The 17,371-nt window shown below is 58.5% G+C and carries 15 protein-coding genes; 8 read left to right on the forward strand and 7 right to left on the reverse strand.

The window, feature by feature from the left end; genetic code table 11:
- Nucleotides 1-134: 134 nt before the first annotated feature.
- On the forward strand, nt 135-1,082 hold the full coding sequence (locus G3A56_RS14470; RefSeq protein WP_082182759.1) for an HD-GYP domain-containing protein: 948 nt from the start codon (nt 135-137) through the stop codon (nt 1,080-1,082).
- Here G3A56_RS14470 and G3A56_RS14475 read toward each other — a convergent pair.
- Both G3A56_RS14475 and G3A56_RS14480 read right to left on the reverse strand, forming a co-directional pair.
- Nucleotides 1,079-1,588, reverse strand: coding sequence for a GNAT family N-acetyltransferase (locus G3A56_RS14475; RefSeq protein WP_082182758.1), 510 nt, complete (start codon nt 1,586-1,588; stop codon nt 1,079-1,081). The genes G3A56_RS14470 and G3A56_RS14475 overlap by 4 nt on opposite strands.
- A complete protein-coding gene (locus tag G3A56_RS14480) occupies nt 1,588-3,777 on the reverse strand; it encodes an anthranilate synthase (protein WP_082182757.1) in 2,190 nt (729 codons plus the stop codon). The genes G3A56_RS14475 and G3A56_RS14480 overlap by 1 nt, the downstream gene beginning before the upstream one ends.
- Before the next feature lie 282 nt (nt 3,778-4,059).
- On the opposite strand from G3A56_RS14480, the gene G3A56_RS14485 reads away from it, so the two are divergent.
- Nucleotides 4,060-4,980 carry an extensin-like domain-containing protein gene (locus G3A56_RS14485; protein ID WP_082182756.1) on the forward strand — a complete coding sequence of 307 codons (921 nt, stop codon included), beginning with the start codon at nt 4,060-4,062 and terminating at the stop codon, nt 4,978-4,980.
- 54 nt (nt 4,981-5,034) lie between these two features.
- On the opposite strand, the gene G3A56_RS14490 is transcribed toward G3A56_RS14485, so the two are convergent.
- Entirely contained in the window at nt 5,035-7,251 is a 2,217-nt protein-coding gene (locus tag G3A56_RS14490) for a TonB-dependent hemoglobin/transferrin/lactoferrin family receptor (RefSeq protein WP_082182755.1), read from the reverse strand.
- 403 nt (nt 7,252-7,654) lie between these two features.
- Here G3A56_RS14490 and G3A56_RS14495 point away from each other — a divergent pair, with 403 nt between their 5' ends.
- Nucleotides 7,655-8,176, forward strand: coding sequence for a TIGR00645 family protein (locus G3A56_RS14495; protein ID WP_082182753.1), 522 nt, complete (start codon nt 7,655-7,657; stop codon nt 8,174-8,176).
- A gap of 100 nt (nt 8,177-8,276) precedes the next feature.
- Nucleotides 8,277-8,993, forward strand: a complete 717-nt coding sequence (locus G3A56_RS14500) for a helix-turn-helix transcriptional regulator (RefSeq protein ID WP_082182752.1) — start codon at nt 8,277-8,279, stop codon at nt 8,991-8,993.
- 26 nt (nt 8,994-9,019) lie between these two features.
- On the opposite strand, the gene G3A56_RS14505 is transcribed toward G3A56_RS14500, so the two are convergent.
- The 3 genes from G3A56_RS14505 to G3A56_RS14515 form a co-directional block, all read right to left on the reverse strand.
- Nucleotides 9,020-10,177: a DUF2333 family protein gene (locus tag G3A56_RS14505; protein WP_082182751.1), complete on the reverse strand. Its 1,158-nt coding sequence runs from the start codon at nt 10,175-10,177 to the stop codon at nt 9,020-9,022.
- A gap of 236 nt (nt 10,178-10,413) precedes the next feature.
- Entirely contained in the window at nt 10,414-10,866 is a 453-nt protein-coding gene (locus G3A56_RS14510; protein ID WP_082182750.1) for a pseudoazurin, read from the reverse strand.
- A 157-nt stretch (nt 10,867-11,023) separates the two neighbouring features.
- Nucleotides 11,024-11,605, reverse strand: a complete 582-nt coding sequence (locus tag G3A56_RS14515) for a thymidine kinase (protein ID WP_082182749.1) — start codon at nt 11,603-11,605, stop codon at nt 11,024-11,026.
- 386 nt (nt 11,606-11,991) lie between these two features.
- On the opposite strand from G3A56_RS14515, the gene G3A56_RS14520 reads away from it, so the two are divergent.
- The 3 genes from G3A56_RS14520 to choV all read left to right on the forward strand — a co-directional run bounded on the left by G3A56_RS14520 (nt 11,992) and on the right by choV (nt 14,978).
- Entirely contained in the window at nt 11,992-12,894 is a 903-nt protein-coding gene (locus G3A56_RS14520) for a choline ABC transporter substrate-binding protein (RefSeq protein ID WP_409528147.1), read from the forward strand.
- Nucleotides 12,895-13,083: 189 nt separating this feature from the next.
- Complete coding sequence (gene choW / locus G3A56_RS14525) at nt 13,084-13,935, forward strand: choline ABC transporter permease subunit (RefSeq protein WP_003494524.1); 852 nt, start codon at nt 13,084-13,086, stop codon at nt 13,933-13,935.
- On the forward strand, nt 13,932-14,978 hold the full coding sequence (gene choV, locus G3A56_RS14530) for a choline ABC transporter ATP-binding protein (protein WP_003494526.1): 1,047 nt from the start codon (nt 13,932-13,934) through the stop codon (nt 14,976-14,978). The genes choW and choV overlap by 4 nt, the downstream gene beginning before the upstream one ends.
- Before the next feature lie 321 nt (nt 14,979-15,299).
- Here choV and G3A56_RS14535 read toward each other — a convergent pair whose 3' ends face one another.
- On the reverse strand, nt 15,300-16,526 hold the full coding sequence (locus G3A56_RS14535; RefSeq protein WP_142174431.1) for an IS701 family transposase: 1,227 nt from the start codon (nt 16,524-16,526) through the stop codon (nt 15,300-15,302).
- A 417-nt stretch (nt 16,527-16,943) separates the two neighbouring features.
- Between G3A56_RS14535 and G3A56_RS14540 the strand changes: the two genes are divergently transcribed.
- Nucleotides 16,944-17,264 (forward strand): ArsR/SmtB family transcription factor, encoded by a 321-nt coding sequence (locus G3A56_RS14540; protein ID WP_003524068.1) that lies wholly within the window; start codon nt 16,944-16,946, stop codon nt 17,262-17,264.
- The last annotated feature ends 107 nt before the right edge of the window (nt 17,265-17,371 follow it).

A 17,371-nucleotide genomic window follows, 5' to 3' on the forward strand; every position in this document is an offset into this window, starting at 1 on the left:
TTATATTTAAAGTTCAGCATTTGAATAATTTTGGGAAAGTGTAACTTCATCTCTAAGGGCGGGCCGGTCCTGTGCTGGCGTTTCCAAGATAGCGGTTGAGGTTACCATCCCGGGAAGGAAAATAAAAGCGTCTGATGCTCAAACGAATTTCCACCCAGCAATTGACTGTTGGCATGTTTATCGAAGCGGTCGAAGGAGCGTTTTCGAACAATGATTTTTTACGGCGGCACCGTTTCCTTTTGCGGCATGAGGAATTGATGCGTCAATTAAAACTGAGCGGCGCTGAGAGCATCATCATCAACACCGCCAAGGGTAGCGACATTGATGGCAGGCCGCGTTCGGCCGGAGCCGGTGCGCCAAAACCGGATAATTGCCCCGAAACGATCGCTGCCGTCACCCATGCCGTGCGCTCTGCCGCCGATGCAGTCGCCGAGACATTCGCGGTTGCCGAAGCCGGCGGCTGTGTGTCGTTGAAGGGCATGGCTTCAGCCGCGGGCAAGATTTCCGACGCGGTCCAGTCGAACCCGGCGATTTTCATCGGTGTCACCCGATTGAAATCGAAGGACGAAACGACTTTCGTGCATTCGGTTTCCGTCAGTGGATTGATGATCCATTTCGGTCATTATCTCGGACTGGACAGGGGAACGGTCGATCTGCTCGGCATCAGCGGGTTGCTGCACGATATCGGCAAGGTGGAAATTCCCTCGTCGATCCTCAACAAGGCAGAAGGGCTGAGCGCCAGCGAGCGGGAAATCATCAATCTTCACCCGGCTTTCGGCCGGGATATATTGTCACGCAATGAACAGATGCCGGCCATGGTTCTCGACGTCTGCTTCAATCATCACGAACGGATAGATGGCGGCGGTTATCCAAGCGGGCGCGTCGGAAACGAAATCAGCCTTTACGCGCGGATTGCGGCAATCTGCGATGTTTATGACGCGGTCACCTCGGTGCGGCCCTACAAGAAGCCGTGGACAGCAAATGACGCCCTGACCTGGATGCTGCGCCGGGAAGGTCATTTCGACCTGCAGCTTCTGAAGAAATTCGCGCTCTGCATCTCCGCCTCGCTGCCGAGGGGTTAATCGCCGAGGATGACCGCCATCTGCAGGCTGTCGGTGTAGTGCCCGTCGATCAGAACGGCGTCGCGTGCCCGGCCTTCATGCACGAAGCCGATCTTTTCATAGAGCGCAATCGCCCTTGCATTGTCAGCATGCACGCAGAGTTCGACGCGGTGCAGGCCGAGTTCGCGGGCCGCATCGAGTGCGCGCCTCATAAGCCGTGCGCCAAGCCCCCTGTCACGGTGCGGCGGCAGAATGCCGATGCCCAGCGCGCCGCGATGAGCATGGGTCGGTCTGCTTTCACGGCGAATATCGCACCAGCCGATCACTTCGCCATCCGCAATCGCCACGAATTGCGGATGGTCGTTTTCGATCATGTCGAGAACGAAGGCGCGCACCGCTTCAAGCGGCGGCGCCTCCAGAAAGCTCAGATATTTGCGTTCGCGCGACACCGTGTCGAGAGCACGGTGAAAGCTTTCAACGTGCTCCGCGCGGATCGGCTCGATTGTGACGACGCCATCGCCCGTCATCACGCCGCTTTCGTTTTCGCCTTGCGGGTCAGATGCACCACGACATTTTCGATCATGCGCATGCCGGCGTCCTGGCCGAGCGTCATAATCGATTCCGGGTGGAACTGAACGGCAGCCACCGGCTCCTTGGCGTGTTCGATGCCCATGATCGTGCCATCCTCGCTTTCCGCCGTGATGATGAAATCACGCGGAAGGGTGGAGGGGTCGGCGAAGATCGAGTGGTAACGGCCGACGGTGACTTCCTTGCCGAGACCGGAGAAGACGAGGCCCGGTTCCAGCACGCGGATGCGTGAGGGCTTGCCGTGCATCGGCACCGCAAGCTGGCGAAGCTCGCCGCCATAGGCTTCCGCCAAAGCCTGAAGGCCGAGGCAGACGCCGAAGATCGGCAGGTCTCGGGCGCGGGCGGCCTTGATCGTCGCCTTGCAGTCGAAATCCGTCGGGCTGCCGGGTCCGGGCGAAAGCACGACGAGATCGGGCTGGAAGCGATCGAAGACCTCTGCTGCCACCGGCGTTCTGACTGTCGACACCGTTGCACCGGTCTGGCGGAAATAATTCGCCAGCGTGTGAACGAAGCTGTCCTCGTGATCGACCAGCAGGATCTTGACGCCGGTGCCCACCTTGGCGGCATCACGCTTGGTGGCGGCGGCGTTGGTGCCTTTTGCGTCACGAATGGCGGCGATCATGGCGGAGGCCTTCAGTTCGGTTTCGGCTTCTTCTTCCTGCGGATTGGAATCGTTGAGCAGCGTCGCACCCGCACGCACCTCGGCAATGCCGTCCTTGATGCGGATGGTGCGCAGCGTCAGGCCCGTATTCATGTCACCGTTGAAACCGACCATGCCGATTGCGCCGCCATACCAGGCGCGCGGGCTCTTCTCATGGCCTTCGATGAAGCGCATGGCCCACAGCTTCGGCGCACCGGTGACGGTGACGGCCCAGGCGTGGCTGAGGAAACCGTCAAATGCGTCCATGTCATCGCGCAGGCGGCCTTCGATGTGGTCCACCGTGTGGATGAGGCGCGAATACATCTCGATCTGGCGGCGGCCGATGACCTTTACCGAACCCGGCTCGCAGACGCGGCTTTTGTCGTTACGGTCCACATCCGAACACATGGTGAGTTCGGATTCGTCCTTCTTCGAATTCAGCAGTTTCAGGATCTGCTCGCTATCGGCAATCGGATCGTCACCGCGCTTGATGGTGCCGGAAATCGGGCAGGTCTCGATGCGGCGGCCGGAGACGCGTACGAACATTTCCGGCGAGGCGCCAACCAGATATTCCTGATGGCCGAGATTGATGAAGAAGGAATAGGGCGAAGGATTGATCGCCTTCAGGCGGCGTGAAATCGCCGACGGATTGCTCTCGCAACGCTCCATGAATTTCTGGCCGGGAACGACCTCAAACAGATCGCCGCGGCGGAAGCTTTCCTTGGCCTTGACCACCAGTTCGGAATATTCGCCGGGACGGTGATCGCCCTTGGGCGGGATGGTATCGGTGGTTTTGAACGGGTCGGGTGTGATCTCCGAAGACTTGCCGTCCGTCGTCACGCCGGCCTTTTCGAAATCGTAACGGTCGATCCAGGCCTTGGCGGAATAGTGGTCAACGACGAGGATTTCGTCGGGCAGGAACAGGACCATGTCGCGCTGGTCTTCCGGGCGCGCCAGCGACAGCTTGATCGCATCGAACTGGAAGGCAAGATCGTAACCGAAGGCGCCGAACAGGCCGATGGCCGAATCCGCATTCGAATAGAAGAGGTCGACGATGGCGCGCAGCGCCGTGAAGACAGTCGGGATTTTCGAACGCTCTTCCTCGGTGAAAACGCGGTCCGGTTCGTTGACGGTGAGATCGAGACGGCGCGTGGTGGAAGCGCCGAGGGTAAGATCGGGCGTGCCCTTCAGCTTTTCGGTGATGAAGGAAAGCAGCACTTCGCCGCGGCCATTATAGGCCTCGATCCACATCTTGCGGCCGAAACAGGAAATGCCGAGCGGCGGATCGACGATGGCCGTATCCCAGCGTGTGTAACGGCCCGGATATTCGTAGTTGGACGAAAAAACCGCGCCGCGATGGGAATCGAGCTTTTCGATATAGTTATCGATGGCGCTGGTGTAATCGGCGGGCCGGCGCTTTCGGCTGACCTTGATGCCGCCTTTCGTCTCGTAGGTTTCCGCTCCGTCATCCTGAATGATCGTTACCATTTCTTTCGCACTTCCCGTTGTTCAGGCCCGATGACAGGCGGCAGAATAACAAAAAAGCCGCCTGAAAATTCGGGCGGCTTGGACTTTGTCTGAAGACATGACTGGTCAAGGCCGCGTAAAGCTGCTCCACCACCAGTTAGCAATGTTCATAGACACGATGTTCATGGGAAAATTGTTAGCGTGCACAATTGGCCTTGGCAAGGGGATTCCGACGGCGGAATGAACCTTACCGGGCGCCGTCGCGTTCCTGCCCTGCCGAAACGGTCAGGAGTGCCCCGCAAAATGCTTCATCGTCTGTGTCTTCTGGTGATCAGCCTCGCATTGATTTCCGCTTCCGAACCGCCGCAGCAGGTGCCTGTGCCGCAACCGAAACCGGTTGAGGGGCAAGCCCCCGCCGGGGCAGAAAAGCCGGCGGACAAGGATATGCAAAAGCCGGGCGAAACGCCAAAGCCCACTCCCAAACCCGAGGTGCCGAAAGAGCCGCAACCCGATGGCAAGCAGCTGCCAGCCGGTAAAGGCGGCGATGGCGCAACGAAAGAGGGAGAGCGCAAGGAAGGCGAAAGCAGGGAGGGAGAGCAACCGAAACCGGCTGACGAGGCCGCAAAGCCTGAAGAGAAACAGGTGGAGCCGATGAAGCCGGAAGACCCGGCCGCGCTTCAGGCCTGCCTTGGCGCCTTGAAAGAGATCGGTGCGGAATTCAAGCAGCTTGAACCGATCCGGGATGAGGAGCAGGGCTGTGGCATTGAAGCGCCTATCGAGCTTTCCGTGGTTCTGCCGGGCATCAAGCTTGAACCATCAGGCACCATGCGCTGCGAGACCGCGCTTGCGCTATCGCGCTGGACCAGGGAGATGATGCTGCCCGCGGCGGCCCTTGCCCTGCCGGAGAAAAAGGTGACGGCGATCGCCAATGCTTCGACCTATATCTGCCGCAACCGCAATAGTGCGGAAAACGGCAAGATTTCCGAGCACGCAAAGGGCAATGCCGTGGATATTTCCACCATCGCCTTCGACAAGGGAGAGCCGCTGGTGATGAAGCCGCGCGGCGAGGATGGAACGCCGGAGGGTGCCTTCCAGCGTGCGATTACAGCCGCCGCCTGCCTGTTCTTCCGCACCGTTCTGTCCCCCGGCAGCGACGCCACCCATCAGGATCACCTGCATCTCGACGTGCTGGAACGAAAGGGTGACTATCTCTACTGCCGCTGACAAAAAAGGGCGACCCGAAGGCCGCCCCGACTGGAGTTGTTGTTTGAGACCTTGTTAGAACCTCTGGGTCAGAGAGATTTTGAAGGTGCGGCCCGGTTCGGAATAATATTCATTCGCTTGCGAACCGGCGGTGCGTGCAGTGGCATAGTCGTAATACGTCTTGTCAAAGACGTTGTAGATGCCTGCGTTGATGCGGAGACCCTTGACCTGTTCGGGTTCGTACCATGCCGTCAGATCTACGATGCCGTAACCCGGCGTTGCAAAATATGTTCTTTGACCGTTGGTGAGGATGTCCTTGCCGCGTCCGCCGTTAGCCGCGATCCAATCGATGCCGACACCCCAGGTTTCGGTGTCGTAAGCAGCGCTGATGACACCCTTCAGCGGTGAGACCGACTGGAGGAAGGTGTCATTGTCGAGGTTCTTGCCATTGGCATAGGCGAGGCCCCCGCGCAGGCTGAAGCCATTGTCGAAACGCACATGCGCCGAGAGTTCGGCACCGTAAATACGGGCACGGTCCAAATTGACGCCGCGCGTAATGCCGCCTTGACGGTAGTTGTTCAGATCGTAACCGAGCGCTGCCGCCTGGCTTGCGGTGAGGCTGGTGGTTTCGATGAAGTTCTTATAGCGGTTGTAGAAGAGGTTGATGCGACCGCCGAGGTCCTCATCACCCAGGTTGGCGCCAATTTCGAAACCGTTGCTGGTTTCCGATTCAAGATTGGGATTGCCGAGCCGCAGGTAGGTGCCGGGGCCGCCGAAAACGCTATACAATTCGCCGGCGTTCGGCGCGCGAAAACCCATTGCCCATTGCGCGTAGAGTTCCACCTTGTCGGAAACGTCATAACCTGCACGCAGCTTCGGGGAAACGGCCACGTCGTCGAACTCGCCCGGGAGTGCAGGGCGGTTGGTGTTGCGGGCATATTCCGATGTCATTTTGGGTGTGTGCTCCACCCAGTCGAAACGCAGGCCGGGGGTCAGCGTGAAGCCGCTTTGGCCGAAGCCGATCTCGTCATCGATATAAAAACCGATCCGGCTGCTATCCACCTTCGGCGTATCGGCCTGGTTGGTGTGGAGGTTCGCGCATGCCGCAAAGGCGCCGGTATAAGGCAGTCGGCAATTGTCGACGCCGGAGGAATATTGTTCAGAGGTGCTTCTCGAAAGGTCGAAGCCAAACGTCACGTCGTGATTAAGCTGGCCGGTCTCGAATTTCTTCTGCAGAGCGCCGACAAGGCCGAAGCTGTTTTCGTCGTAGTCGTTGAGGCGGCTGATATTGCCGACGACGGTTGTCGAGCGGTAGCCATTGTAGCCAGTTTCGCGGGACTGTTTCTGCCAGTAAAGCGACGCCCAGGCGCTGTCGAACAGACCATCCGTGCCGGTCGCATCATAGGAATAGTCAAGCGAGATGCGGTCGCGGGCCGTTGCGTTGTTGGTGAAATAAGCACCAGGCAGGTAGTTGTCGCGGGGGCCCAGCACGGCAACCTGGTTGATTTTCGAGTTGGTGTCCCGGTCGCGGCGGAAACTTTCGGCCGTCAGGCCGATGCGATGGCCGCCTTCCAGATCCTGGCGCAGCTTGAACAGAAGGTTGTGCTGATCGTAATCCGAGGGATCGGCTTTCGTGCGCGTCGGACCGTAGGAATCCACACTGCCGTTGGTTTTACGCTCCTTGCCCTTCTTGTAACCGCCCTGGAACATGATCGAGGTATTCTCGATTTTCTTTGCTACTGCGACGGATGGCTCATAGCTGGTGTCGGCGCTGTCGAATGTGAATTTGGCTACGCCGCCCCAATCGCGGCCTTCCTGAATAAGGTCTTCGGGCTCCAGTGTCTGCAACCCGAGAACGCCGCCGAGAGCGCCGGAACCGGCGCGGCTTGAATCTGCACCGCGCAGAACGTCGACTGCGGACAGCGACGAGAAGTTGAAGGAGTCCAGGCCGCCGGTCGCGCCGCGCGTGGCGTCGGACAGATACCGCACGGGAATTCCGTCAATGGTGGTCAGAACACGGTCGCCTTCGAGGCCGCGAATGTTGACGGCACCCGTGCTGCGGTTGAACGAGACGCCGGGCTGTGCGACGCGGCCCAGATCTTCGATGCTCGTGATCTGTTTCTTCTCGATCGTCGCGGCCGTTGTTTCCGTTGCAAGGGGGGTGTCGGCTACAGCGCTGCCACCCTTCACACGCTTGCCCTTGACCACGATCTTCTCGAGCGTGGTGGTGCCGTTCGCCTGCGACGCGGCGTCCTGCGCCCGCGCTGGCCCGGCAAGGGGCAGAAGAGACATGGCAGTGCACAAGAGCAGCGCGGAATGTGTGCGCGAGATGGACATAAAGTACCCCCGGGTAGGCACGCGCATAAACCACGGCGCGCAAAAACGCGCCGCGCTTGCTGTCGCGGCTGAAACTGTTTTGAATTGTTACGGGCGAGCCGATAAGGGAGGACTAAAAAACATGATGATAACTGTCAACATATTATATATGACTTTTTACATCATGTTTTAAAGCATAACAGTCCGTTGCAAAAATGTGACGCTTCACCATGCCGCATGCAAAGCGCTGGATAGGGGGCGAAAACGCCGCCATGCGGCCAAAGTCCCGACATTGCCGCTTGCTAGGATATTCGCAGCCAGTTTACATGTCGAAAGAAAGAATGCCCAACAATAAACAGATCATTAATCGGATACGGAAATGAAGTCTCTTGAACTGCTCGTCGAGCGGATCATTCTCTCCAGCCGCTGGCTGCTCGTTGTATTTTATCTCGGGCTTGTCGCGGCGCTGGCGGTTTACGCCTTCTCCTTCATGCTCAAGTTCCTGAAGGTTGCGAAAAACGTTTTCACTTACGATGAAGCGGACATGATCCTTGCCATGCTCGGGCTGATCGATGCTGCGCTGGTTGCGAGCCTCATAGTGATGGTGATGATCTCCGGCTACGAGAATTTCGTCAGCCGCTTCGATCAGGCGGATGACGAGGTTTCGTTTCTGGGCAAGCTTGACTCGGGCAGTCTGAAAATCAAGGTCGCGTCGTCGATCGTGGCGATTTCGTCGATCCACCTGCTGCAGATCTTCCTCAACGCCAGCCAGTATACGGACAGCCAGCTGATGTGGTTCACCATCATTCATCTGGCCTTTGTCGTTTCGGCGGTCATGCTCGGTTTTCTGGAAAAACTGATGGCGAAGCCAAAGGAAAAGTCTGAAAAGCCTGTGCTTTGATGAAGGTGGTCCGCTTGTTATGAAGGTCGAAACCGTGTCTGCCGAAGCCGTATGTTCCCTCCTCCGGGGTATCTCGCCCCCACTCGGCGGCGGCGCCTGAATGCTGAAGACGGAGCGCCAGGACAGCCTTTGCCGTGATCTGTCGGCTGCCGCCGACAGGCAGCAATGGCTGGTGGCGCTGCAGGCGGTCATGCAGGCTTTCGGCTATTCCCACGTGACCCTTCTGAGGTTGCCGGGTTTCGGCAACGCCCATGCCCTGCCGACGGTTGTGGAAAGCAGCCTGCCGGTCTGGGTCGTGAACGCGATGACCAAGAACGGTGCGCTCGGCGACTGTCCGGTCATCAAGCGCGGCGCCTCATCGATGATGCCGCAATATTGGTCGCTCGACGATGCGGAGCTTGCCTGCGAGACGCTGGTGGAGGCGGGGGCATCGCTCAGCAGCATCGGGATTACCTCCGGTCTCATGGTGCCGGTAAACGGCATGAACGGGTACCGCCATCTGATGAATTTCGCAGGCGATCGAGATGCCCTGTCGCAGGCGTCGCTGAACGAACTGGGCATGATCGCGCTGCATGCGCTGGAGGCCTATGACCGCCTTTGCCGCACAGGCTCCAAAGGCCCGTCGCCCCTGACGAAACGCGAACTCGAGGTGGTGCGCTGGACGGCGCAGGGAAAGACGTCGGTGGAGATCGCCGAGCTTCTGTCGATCTCTGAGCACACCGTCAACGCCTACATGAACAACGCCATGCGCAAGCTGGACTGCGTCAACCGAACGCAACTGGTGGCCAAGGCCATACGCCAGCGCCTGATAGACTGAGCCGGCGGCAAGGCCGGCTCCGTTACCTATCGGTCGAGTACGGAGCGGAGTTCGACGAGGTTCGAGCGCACCCGCAGAACGTAAAACCCCATAGTGGCAAGGTGCGACGGCATGATCCAGCCGCTTTCCTCGCCGTTGGAAATGATCGCCGGCTGGATGCGCAGGGCAGCGCGGGTCTGAAGCAGCGTGTCGTTCCACAGATTGGTCAGGTTGCGTTCGCGGATGACCTGCGCGAAGTCCGATCCTGCGGCGGAAAGCACGCCGTAATAGCCATAGAGCTGGCCATAGGCGAACCAGAAACGGTCGTCAGCACGGGTATCGAACCAGCCGCCATTATAGTTTTCCGAACGCTCGCGCAGGATGGCGGATGTCGAACCGATATCGCCGGCAATGCGGTCGATGAACTGGATGAGGTTGTCGGCACGGGTATCGAAGACGGCCTTGCAGGCGACAAGTTCGCCGTTGAAGGCCTGGAGGCTGCGAATGGCGGCGCGATAATAGCTGGGTGTCGGCGTCTTCGGGCCGAAGGGATCAAGGCCGAAATACCAGGAATATTCGCTGAACTGCATGTTGCCACGCGCTTCCTGGAGATTGTTGTTGATGCCGGAGGTTCCGCGAACGCGGCCAAGCGTATCCACCAGTTCCACCGAGGTACGGCGCACCGCCTGGTTCACGCCGCGCTGGAAGGACGCCTTGTTGTCGAGAAACGGCGTGCTGTCCCAGTCCATGCCGAAGAGGCCGAGACGATAGAGCAGCATGGAGGAAATCCACGCGTTCTGATTGACGTTGAAATCGGTAAGATCGGCGGCGGCATCAACGATGGCAGAGCGCTGGCACACCGGCGCGGAGGTGTTTGCGGCAGCACCGGTTGCCCCGGCGGCGGCAGCCGGGGTCGCGGCCGGTAATTCCTGTCCGGGCGGCACAGTGCGTTCGGCAAGCTTGTACCGGGAAATGTAATCCGGGTCGAAATTGCTCCAGACCTGCGTCTGCCAGACGAAATATCCGTAGAAGCCGGCAAGGAGAATGAGCACCAGAGCGATCGGGCCCTTGATGATCCAGTTGCGGCCGCTGTACCAGCCGTGGGCGGCCATGAAAGGCCACAAAAGCCAGGCGACGACGAGACCGGCGGCCCTGCCGATGGCGCTGAAGGCTGCCTGAATCAAAGCGGTGATCCGGTCGATCATGTCGTCATGGTCTCCTCTGCCCGTGGGGCTGGATGCCGGAAGGAACGCGTGGCTGCGCCACTCGTCCCCGGCACTTCATCAATCCGCGGTCATCTACTGTCCTGCAGATATGTCCCGCTTACCCGGGATACAACATGATTGCGAAACTTTTCTCAACCTGTGGTCCGCGCCAGGCGTTCCGGTATTTGCAGCAGGCTTAACCGAACATCACCGGTCGCGGACACTTCAGGATGTTGCTAAAGGCCGAGCTTGGCGATCTCTGCGTTCAGCCGGTCCCGGGCCTTTTTCGGCAGCTTGCCGTTCCTGACGGCGTCCAGATTGGCCGGCGCGGCATCGCCGACAACGACGAGCGCGACCATGCCCATGCCGAGATGCGGCGTGCATTTGATGACGTAGGCGCCTTCCTTGTCGACGGTCACCTTCACCGTCTCGTTCATCTTGCCCTTGAAGTCGGCGGCACCCTCCGGGATCATTTCCTTGACGGCTGCCGCATCATGGCCCTTGTCCACCGGGACGAAGGTGATGACATCGCCGATGGCTGCCTTGACGGTTGCCGGTTCAAAGACCATCGCCTGGCCGTCGCTGCCCTTGTTGAGCATCTTCACCTCGATGTCCGCCGACAAGGCGGGAAAGGCAAAGAGGCCGGCTGCTATGGCGAGGCTGGCAATTCTGGCAGTTTTGTTGTGCATTTTTTTTTTGCTCCTGGGAGAAAGCACATCCACGCGAATGTGTCTTCGCGGTCTTAGCGCAGGAGCCAGGAGACCATCCTTGCGAAAAATCAAATGCGGCAACCGGACGCAGGGTTAGAGTGTTTCCGGACGGAACCGGGGGCTTCCTGGAAATACTCTATTCGCCCTTGACGGTTTCCACCCAGTGGCGGCGGCAGAAGGACACATATTTTTCATTGCCGCCGACATCGATCTGCGCGCCTTCCCTGACGACATTGCCCTGGTTGTCGAAACGGGCGACCATCGTCGCCTTGCGGCCGCAATGGCAGATGGTGCGGATTTCGCGAAGCTCGTCGGCGATGGCGAGCAGTTCCCTGGAGGCCGGGAAGAGCTTGCCCTGAAAATCCGTTCGCAGGCCGTAGGTCATGACCGGAATGTTCAACCGGTCGGCAATTCCGGCAAGCTGCCAGACATGGTGTTCGGACAGGAAGTTGGCTTCATCGACAAAAACACAGGCGACCGGCGCTTCGGCGTGCAGGGACGATACTTCGGCGAAAATATCGGTGGTGTCATCAAAGGTTCGCGCGTCGGAAGACAGGCCGATGCGCGAGGCGACCCGGCCAACGCCGGCCCGGTCATCGAAGGCGGCCGTGAAAATCAGCGTGCGCATGCCGCGCTCCTGATAATTGTAGGAAGCCTGCAGCAGCATGGTCGATTTGCCGGCGTTCATCGCCGCATAATTGAAATAGAGTTTTGCCATTATCCACTCCCGGAGCGCTTTCGCGTCTTTTCGACGCCTTGCAGCAATGCTCCAACCTATTGAATCGGCACATCGCGCCTCACGGAATCGATTCCGGTCTATGAGCGGATGCTGCATTGTGCGTCTTTTGACGGCGAAGAAGCGGGTTGAAAAGTGCCGGAGCAGGAAAAACACAGATTTCCGCAACCCGTCATTTCCGGCGCTGCACGGCTGAAACCGCCTATTTTCACCGTTGTGTCGCAAACGGTGCGCCAAAGCACGCAAATGCACGCGAGTTGATTGTGTCCGGCAGATATTGATAATGGCAAGGGAACGAAAAAACAGGGAGCAAGCGAATGTTTGCAAATAGAAGTCGCTGTCTGGCTTTGGCCGCAGCAATCTCCGTCATGACGTTCAGCGCGGCCGGTGCCGCGGAGCCGGCAAGTTGCGGCACGGTGCGTTTCTCCGATGTGGGCTGGACCGACATCACCGCCACGACGGCAACCGCCACGGTGCTCCTGAAAAGCCTGGGCTATGAAACCGACGTCAAACTTCTCTCGGTGCCCGTCACCTACACATCGCTGAAGAACAAGGATATCGACGTCTTCCTCGGCAACTGGATGCCGACCATGGAAGGCGATATCGCGCCTTATCGTGCGGACAAGTCGGTCGAGACGCTGCGTGAAAACCTGACGGGTGCGAAATATACGCTTGCGACCAATGCCAAGGGCGCCGAACTCGGCATCAAGGATTTCAAGGACATCGCAGCCCATAGCGGCGATCTCGGCGGCAAGATCTATGGCATCGAGCCCGGCAATGACGGCAACCGCCTGATCCTCGACATGGTGGCCAAGGACACGTTCGGGCTGAAGGCCTTCGAAGTGGTCGAATCGTCCGAGCAGGGCATGCTGTCGCAGGTCGCGCGTGCGGAAAAATCCGGGGAGCCTATCGTCTTCCTCGGCTGGGAGCCGCATCCCATGAATGCGAATTTCAAGCTGACCTATCTGACCGGCGGCGACGAAGTCTTCGGTCCCAATCTCGGCGGCGCGACGATCTACACCAATGTCCGCAAGGGTTATGTCGAGGAATGCCCGAATGTCGGCGTTCTTCTCAAAAACCTGCAATTTTCCCTGCCCATGGAAAACGAAATCATGGGCAAGATCCTGAATGACGGTCTGGAAGGCGAAGCTGCCGCAACCGCCTGGCTGAAGGCAAATCCGGCCGCGATCGAGCCGTGGCTCGCCAATGTCAAGACCAAGGACGGCAGCGCTGATGCCTTGCCCGCCGTCAAGAAGGCCCTGGGCCTTTAAGCCGCAAGACTATGCATGACTGCGTCCGGCCTGTGCGACAGGCCGGACTGCAGCTGGAAATAACGATGCCCATGCGTGATCTCAGCCGGCGAATTTGTCGCATCGCAGGTCACGCGCCAGCACCGCGCCCGGCAGCCACGCTGCCGGCCGTCGTTTCTGCATTTGTTTGACGAAAGGTATTTTCCTACCGTGGAATGGCTCAGCGCTCCTGAAAACCGCCTGCCCGTCGGCCGATATGCCAAGGAGGCCATTGACTGGCTGACCGGCAATCTCGCTTTTTTCTTCGATTGGCTTTCTTTCATTTTCCAAAGCGTCATCAATGCCCTGCTTTTTGTTTTGCAGGCGCCGCATCCGCTCGTCATTGTCGCGATCCTGACGGCTCTTTCGGCCTGGACGCGCCGCTCGGTCGGCATGCCTGTCTTCACGGCGCTCGGCCTTCTGCTCATCATCAATCTCGGCTACTGGAAAGCGACGACGGAAACGCTGGCGCTGGTCATTGCCGCGAGCGCCGTGTGCATGATCATCGGCATACCGCTCGGCATATTGGCGGCGCGGCGCAAGTGGATTTATGCCGGCATGCGCCCGGTACTGGACCTGATGCAAACCATTCCGACCTTCGTCTATCTCATCCCGGCGCTGGTGCTTTTCGGTCTCGGCATGGTTCCGGGGCTGATCGCCACCGTTATCTTCGCCATACCGGCACCCGTGCGCCTTACCCGTCTTGGCATCGTCTCGACGCCGCCGGCACTGGTGGAAGCGGCCGTTGCCTTTGGCGCGACACCATCGCAGGTGCTGCGTAAAGTGGAGCTTCCCTTCGCCGCGCCACAGATCATGGCGGGTCTTACCCAGACGATCATGCTGTCGCTGTCGATGGTGGTCATTTCCGCCCTCGTCGGCGCCAATGGCCTTGGCGTGCCGGTGGTGCGTGCATTGAACACCGTCAACATTGCCATGGGCTTCGAAGCCGGGTTGTGCATCGTCATACTGGCGATCGTTCTCGACCGGCTGTTCCGCCTGCCCGGCGCGGAGGATGACCTATGAGCGACGCCATCATCTTCGGAAATGTCGATATCGTCTTTGGTGACCGGCCCGATGCGGCGCTGCCCATGATCGACCGGGGCAGCACGCGTGACGAGATCAACACCGAGACCGGGCTGGTTCTCGGCGTCGCCAATGCCTCGCTCTCGGTGAAGGAGGGCGAAATCCTCGTGCTCATGGGGCTTTCCGGTTCCGGCAAATCGACGCTGCTCAGGGCCGTCAACGGTCTTGCACCCGTGGTGCGCGGCAATGTCGGCGTGAAGACCAAGTCCGGCTATGTCGACCCCTATCGCTCGACCGCAAAAGCGCTGCGCGACCTGCGCATGCACACGGTGTCCATGGTGTTCCAGCAATTCGGCCTTCTGCCCTGGCGCAACGTTGCCGACAATGTCGGTTTCGGGCTTGAGCTTTCCGGCGTGCCGGAAGCCGAGCGCAAGCGCATGGTGGCCGAGCAGCTGGAACTGGTGAACCTGTCCGCCTGGGCCGACCGGAAGGTGGGTGAGCTTTCGGGCGGCATGCAGCAGCGCGTGGGGCTGGCGCGGGCCTTTGCCACCGGCGCGCCCATTCTCCTGATGGACGAACCGTTCTCGGCGCTCGACCCGCTCATCCGAAGCCGCCTGCAGGACGAGCTTCTGGAATTTCAAAGCCGGCTGAAGAAGACCATCCTCTTCGTCAGCCACGATCTGGACGAGGCCTTCCGCATCGGCAACCGCATCGCCATGATGGAAGGCGGGCACATCATCCAGTGCGGCACACCGCAGCAGATCGTCAAGCAGCCGGCCACGCAATATGTCGCGGATTTCGTGCAGAACATGAACCCGATCTCGATGCTGACCGCCGCCGACGTGATGAAGCCGGGTGTGGATGAGCGGAACGGCCGCCTGAATGTGGCCGCCACCGCCCGCCCGTCATCACCGCTGATCGACATCCTCGATGCGCTGGCGAAACATTCCGGTGCGATCGGCGTCGTCGACAATGGCGCGATCGTCGGCACGATTTCAGCGGATGAAGTTGTAGCCGGCCTGACGCGCCACCGTAAAAAATAATATTGTATCCGTCTGGGAATGAGAAAGGGCCTTCCGGCATGGAGGGCCCTTTTTATGTTTCAGGTGTTTCTTGCCGTAAAAAGCTATACCTTCCTACGGTAGCAAAGAATATTTTTGATATCATAAGTTATGCATGAAAATAATTACTAATAAAAATCATATTGCAAACTTAGAGAAAATTGCGCAAAGTTAATCTAGCACTACTTTGGCAGAATTGAATTTTTGCTTTGAAAGTGCTGTTGACAGTGCGGACATCGGATCTGTGCTGTCGGTATAGCAAGCGCATTGATCACGGCTCGACGGACGGCTGGCAAGGTCGGTTCAGGCGGCCCTCGGCGAACTCTTTGCTTCTTTTTTTTCCCACTTTGCAGTTTGCAATCTCTGGTGCTGGAGAAAAGCATAAGCGATCATCGTCATCAGAGCGTGCCGATGTAGGCCTTGCCACGATCGGCCCTCGAAGTGATCGAGACCGAGCTCCTCTTTCATCTGCTGATGTGCCTGTTCGCAGACCCATCTCGCCTTGATCGCGGCCGCCAGCACTTTCAATGTCGCATCGACGGGCAGGTTGGACAGGTAGTATTTGCGCTCGTCGTTTGATCGCCATTCGCCAACTAGCCAGGCCGCTTCGCCCGGCATGTGCTGCTGTCCCTTGTCATAGATGCGCTGCGGCGTGCCATCGGCGATCCGGATGCGCAATGCTGCAAACCGTGCGGTCAGGCGACCTTTTGTGCCGCGGCGCCAACTGACCTTCTTCCAGCTTGCAGATGCCAACATCGTTTCGGCGGCAACCGAAAGGGTGTCGGGGATCGAATGCTTGCGAGGACGGCCATGACCGGAGACGGGAAAGATCAATCCGACATCATCGGGATAAACCTTCTGATGCTTGGGGATACCGACCGCCCAGGTGAGGCCACGTTCACTCAAGCCCTTTCGGAACGCAGCCGACAGGCCGTAACCTGCGTCAGCCAGCACTGTGCCAAACCGGACACCGGTCACGATCAACCGATCGATCTCGGCAAGAGCAATCTCCGGCTTCGTGCGAGAGGTCCGCATGTCGTCTGGGACCCCAGCCTTCGCCATGCGCTCCTGATCACCGATCCAGCTATCCGGCAGGAACAGACGCAGGCCAACCGGGACCGGCACCTCTTCTCGCGCAAGCGTCACCGACACCAGCGTCTGGCAATTTGCTCTCTTGCCCAGCATCGAGGCGTATTGCGGCGCGACTCCGACCGAATGATCACCCTTCTTCGGCAGGCCGGTGTCATCAATCACCAGAAACGCATCGGATGCGCCAACGATCCTGTCCGCCTGCAGCGCGAGCTCGGCCTCAAGAGGAACAGCATCCCAAAGGCCGTCGGAAATGAAATGGTGGAGGCGGTCATACTGGCCTGGAGCGAACCGTTCCGCCATCGGCTCAATACTTTTGCGGTCTCCGGGGCCGATAAGCCCCGACACATAAAGTGGACACATCTGTCGCCGTTTCTTGTGTCCAAGCTTCTCCAGAAACGGCTGCAAAAATGCTGAAAGCTCCGTATTCCAATCCGCCATATCGCGCCCCAAAAGTGAGAGCGCAAATCATCTCAAACCAGGCTTGCACGAATCTGCCAAAGTAGTGCTAGATTCTGTTGCTCGCTGCTAAATTTAAGGTGGTAAAAGATTGCGGCCCTAAAATCCGGCATTGGGAATCAAGATTTCGACGCTCAACTTTTGATCGTTTGTTGCTTATAAATACTGCCGCTAATACATATCTTTATTGCTGGATTGACAAAAAACAGGCAAAAAGCTGATAATTTGGTCACAGTGTCTTAAGTAAATAACCAGTGAAGAATAGTCTTTGAAAGGGACACGATATAAGCAAGATTTAGGTATATACAACGTATCCACCGAATTATAAAAACACCTTTTGGAACACCTATAATAGCCACCATGACCGTCTTTTTGACTGTCATCAGGAGACTTGAGCGTATGGATAACCAATCTCTGTCGGAACATAGCATCGCCGCTGCAGACTTGCTCTCAGCGATGGCGAATCCCAAGCGCCTGATGATCTTATGTACGCTGGTGGATACGGAAGTGCCGGTCGGTGTTCTCGCCTCACAGGTTGGTCTCAGCCAGTCCGCTCTCTCGCAGCATCTTTCGAAATTGCGTGCGCAGCGGCTGGTGAAGACACGACGGGATGCGCAGACCATCTATTATTCCAGCAATTCCGAATCCGTCAAAAAGATCCTCGCTTCCCTCGAGGAAATTTATTGCCAGGCGCAGAAGAGCAGCAAAACCGCCGCCTGATCCCACGGCCATATTTCAAGGCCCGGCGGCCTCAATCCGTTGAAACCGGCGCACGACGCCGGTTTTTCGTTTTCTGGCCCACCGTCCGCATTGGGCCGGGAAAGCTG

Source organism: Rhizobium oryzihabitans (assembly GCF_010669145.1).
Classification (GTDB): Bacteria; Pseudomonadota; Alphaproteobacteria; order Rhizobiales; family Rhizobiaceae; genus Agrobacterium; species Agrobacterium oryzihabitans.

Coding starts and splice junctions, on each gene's coding strand:
- G3A56_RS14510 (WP_082182750.1), bottom strand. CDS start 10,866: ATGCACAACAAAACTGCCAGAATTGCCAGCCTCGCCATAGCAGCCGGC.
- G3A56_RS14500 (WP_082182752.1), top strand. CDS start 8,277: ATGCTGAAGACGGAGCGCCAGGACAGCCTTTGCCGTGATCTGTCGGCT.
- G3A56_RS14535 (WP_142174431.1), bottom strand. CDS start 16,526: ATGGCGGATTGGAATACGGAGCTTTCAGCATTTTTGCAGCCGTTTCTG.
- G3A56_RS14485 (WP_082182756.1), top strand. CDS start 4,060: ATGCTTCATCGTCTGTGTCTTCTGGTGATCAGCCTCGCATTGATTTCC.
- G3A56_RS14540 (WP_003524068.1), top strand. CDS start 16,944: ATGGATAACCAATCTCTGTCGGAACATAGCATCGCCGCTGCAGACTTG.
- G3A56_RS14475 (WP_082182758.1), bottom strand. CDS start 1,588: ATGACGGGCGATGGCGTCGTCACAATCGAGCCGATCCGCGCGGAGCAC.
- G3A56_RS14495 (WP_082182753.1), top strand. CDS start 7,655: ATGAAGTCTCTTGAACTGCTCGTCGAGCGGATCATTCTCTCCAGCCGC.
- G3A56_RS14490 (WP_082182755.1), bottom strand. CDS start 7,251: ATGTCTCTTCTGCCCCTTGCCGGGCCAGCGCGGGCGCAGGACGCCGCG.
- G3A56_RS14515 (WP_082182749.1), bottom strand. CDS start 11,605: ATGGCAAAACTCTATTTCAATTATGCGGCGATGAACGCCGGCAAATCG.
- G3A56_RS14520 (WP_409528147.1), top strand. CDS start 11,992: ATGACGTTCAGCGCGGCCGGTGCCGCGGAGCCGGCAAGTTGCGGCACG.
- choV (WP_003494526.1), top strand. CDS start 13,932: ATGAGCGACGCCATCATCTTCGGAAATGTCGATATCGTCTTTGGTGAC.
- G3A56_RS14470 (WP_082182759.1), top strand. CDS start 135: ATGCTCAAACGAATTTCCACCCAGCAATTGACTGTTGGCATGTTTATC.
- G3A56_RS14505 (WP_082182751.1), bottom strand. CDS start 10,177: ATGATCGACCGGATCACCGCTTTGATTCAGGCAGCCTTCAGCGCCATC.
- G3A56_RS14480 (WP_082182757.1), bottom strand. CDS start 3,777: ATGGTAACGATCATTCAGGATGACGGAGCGGAAACCTACGAGACGAAA.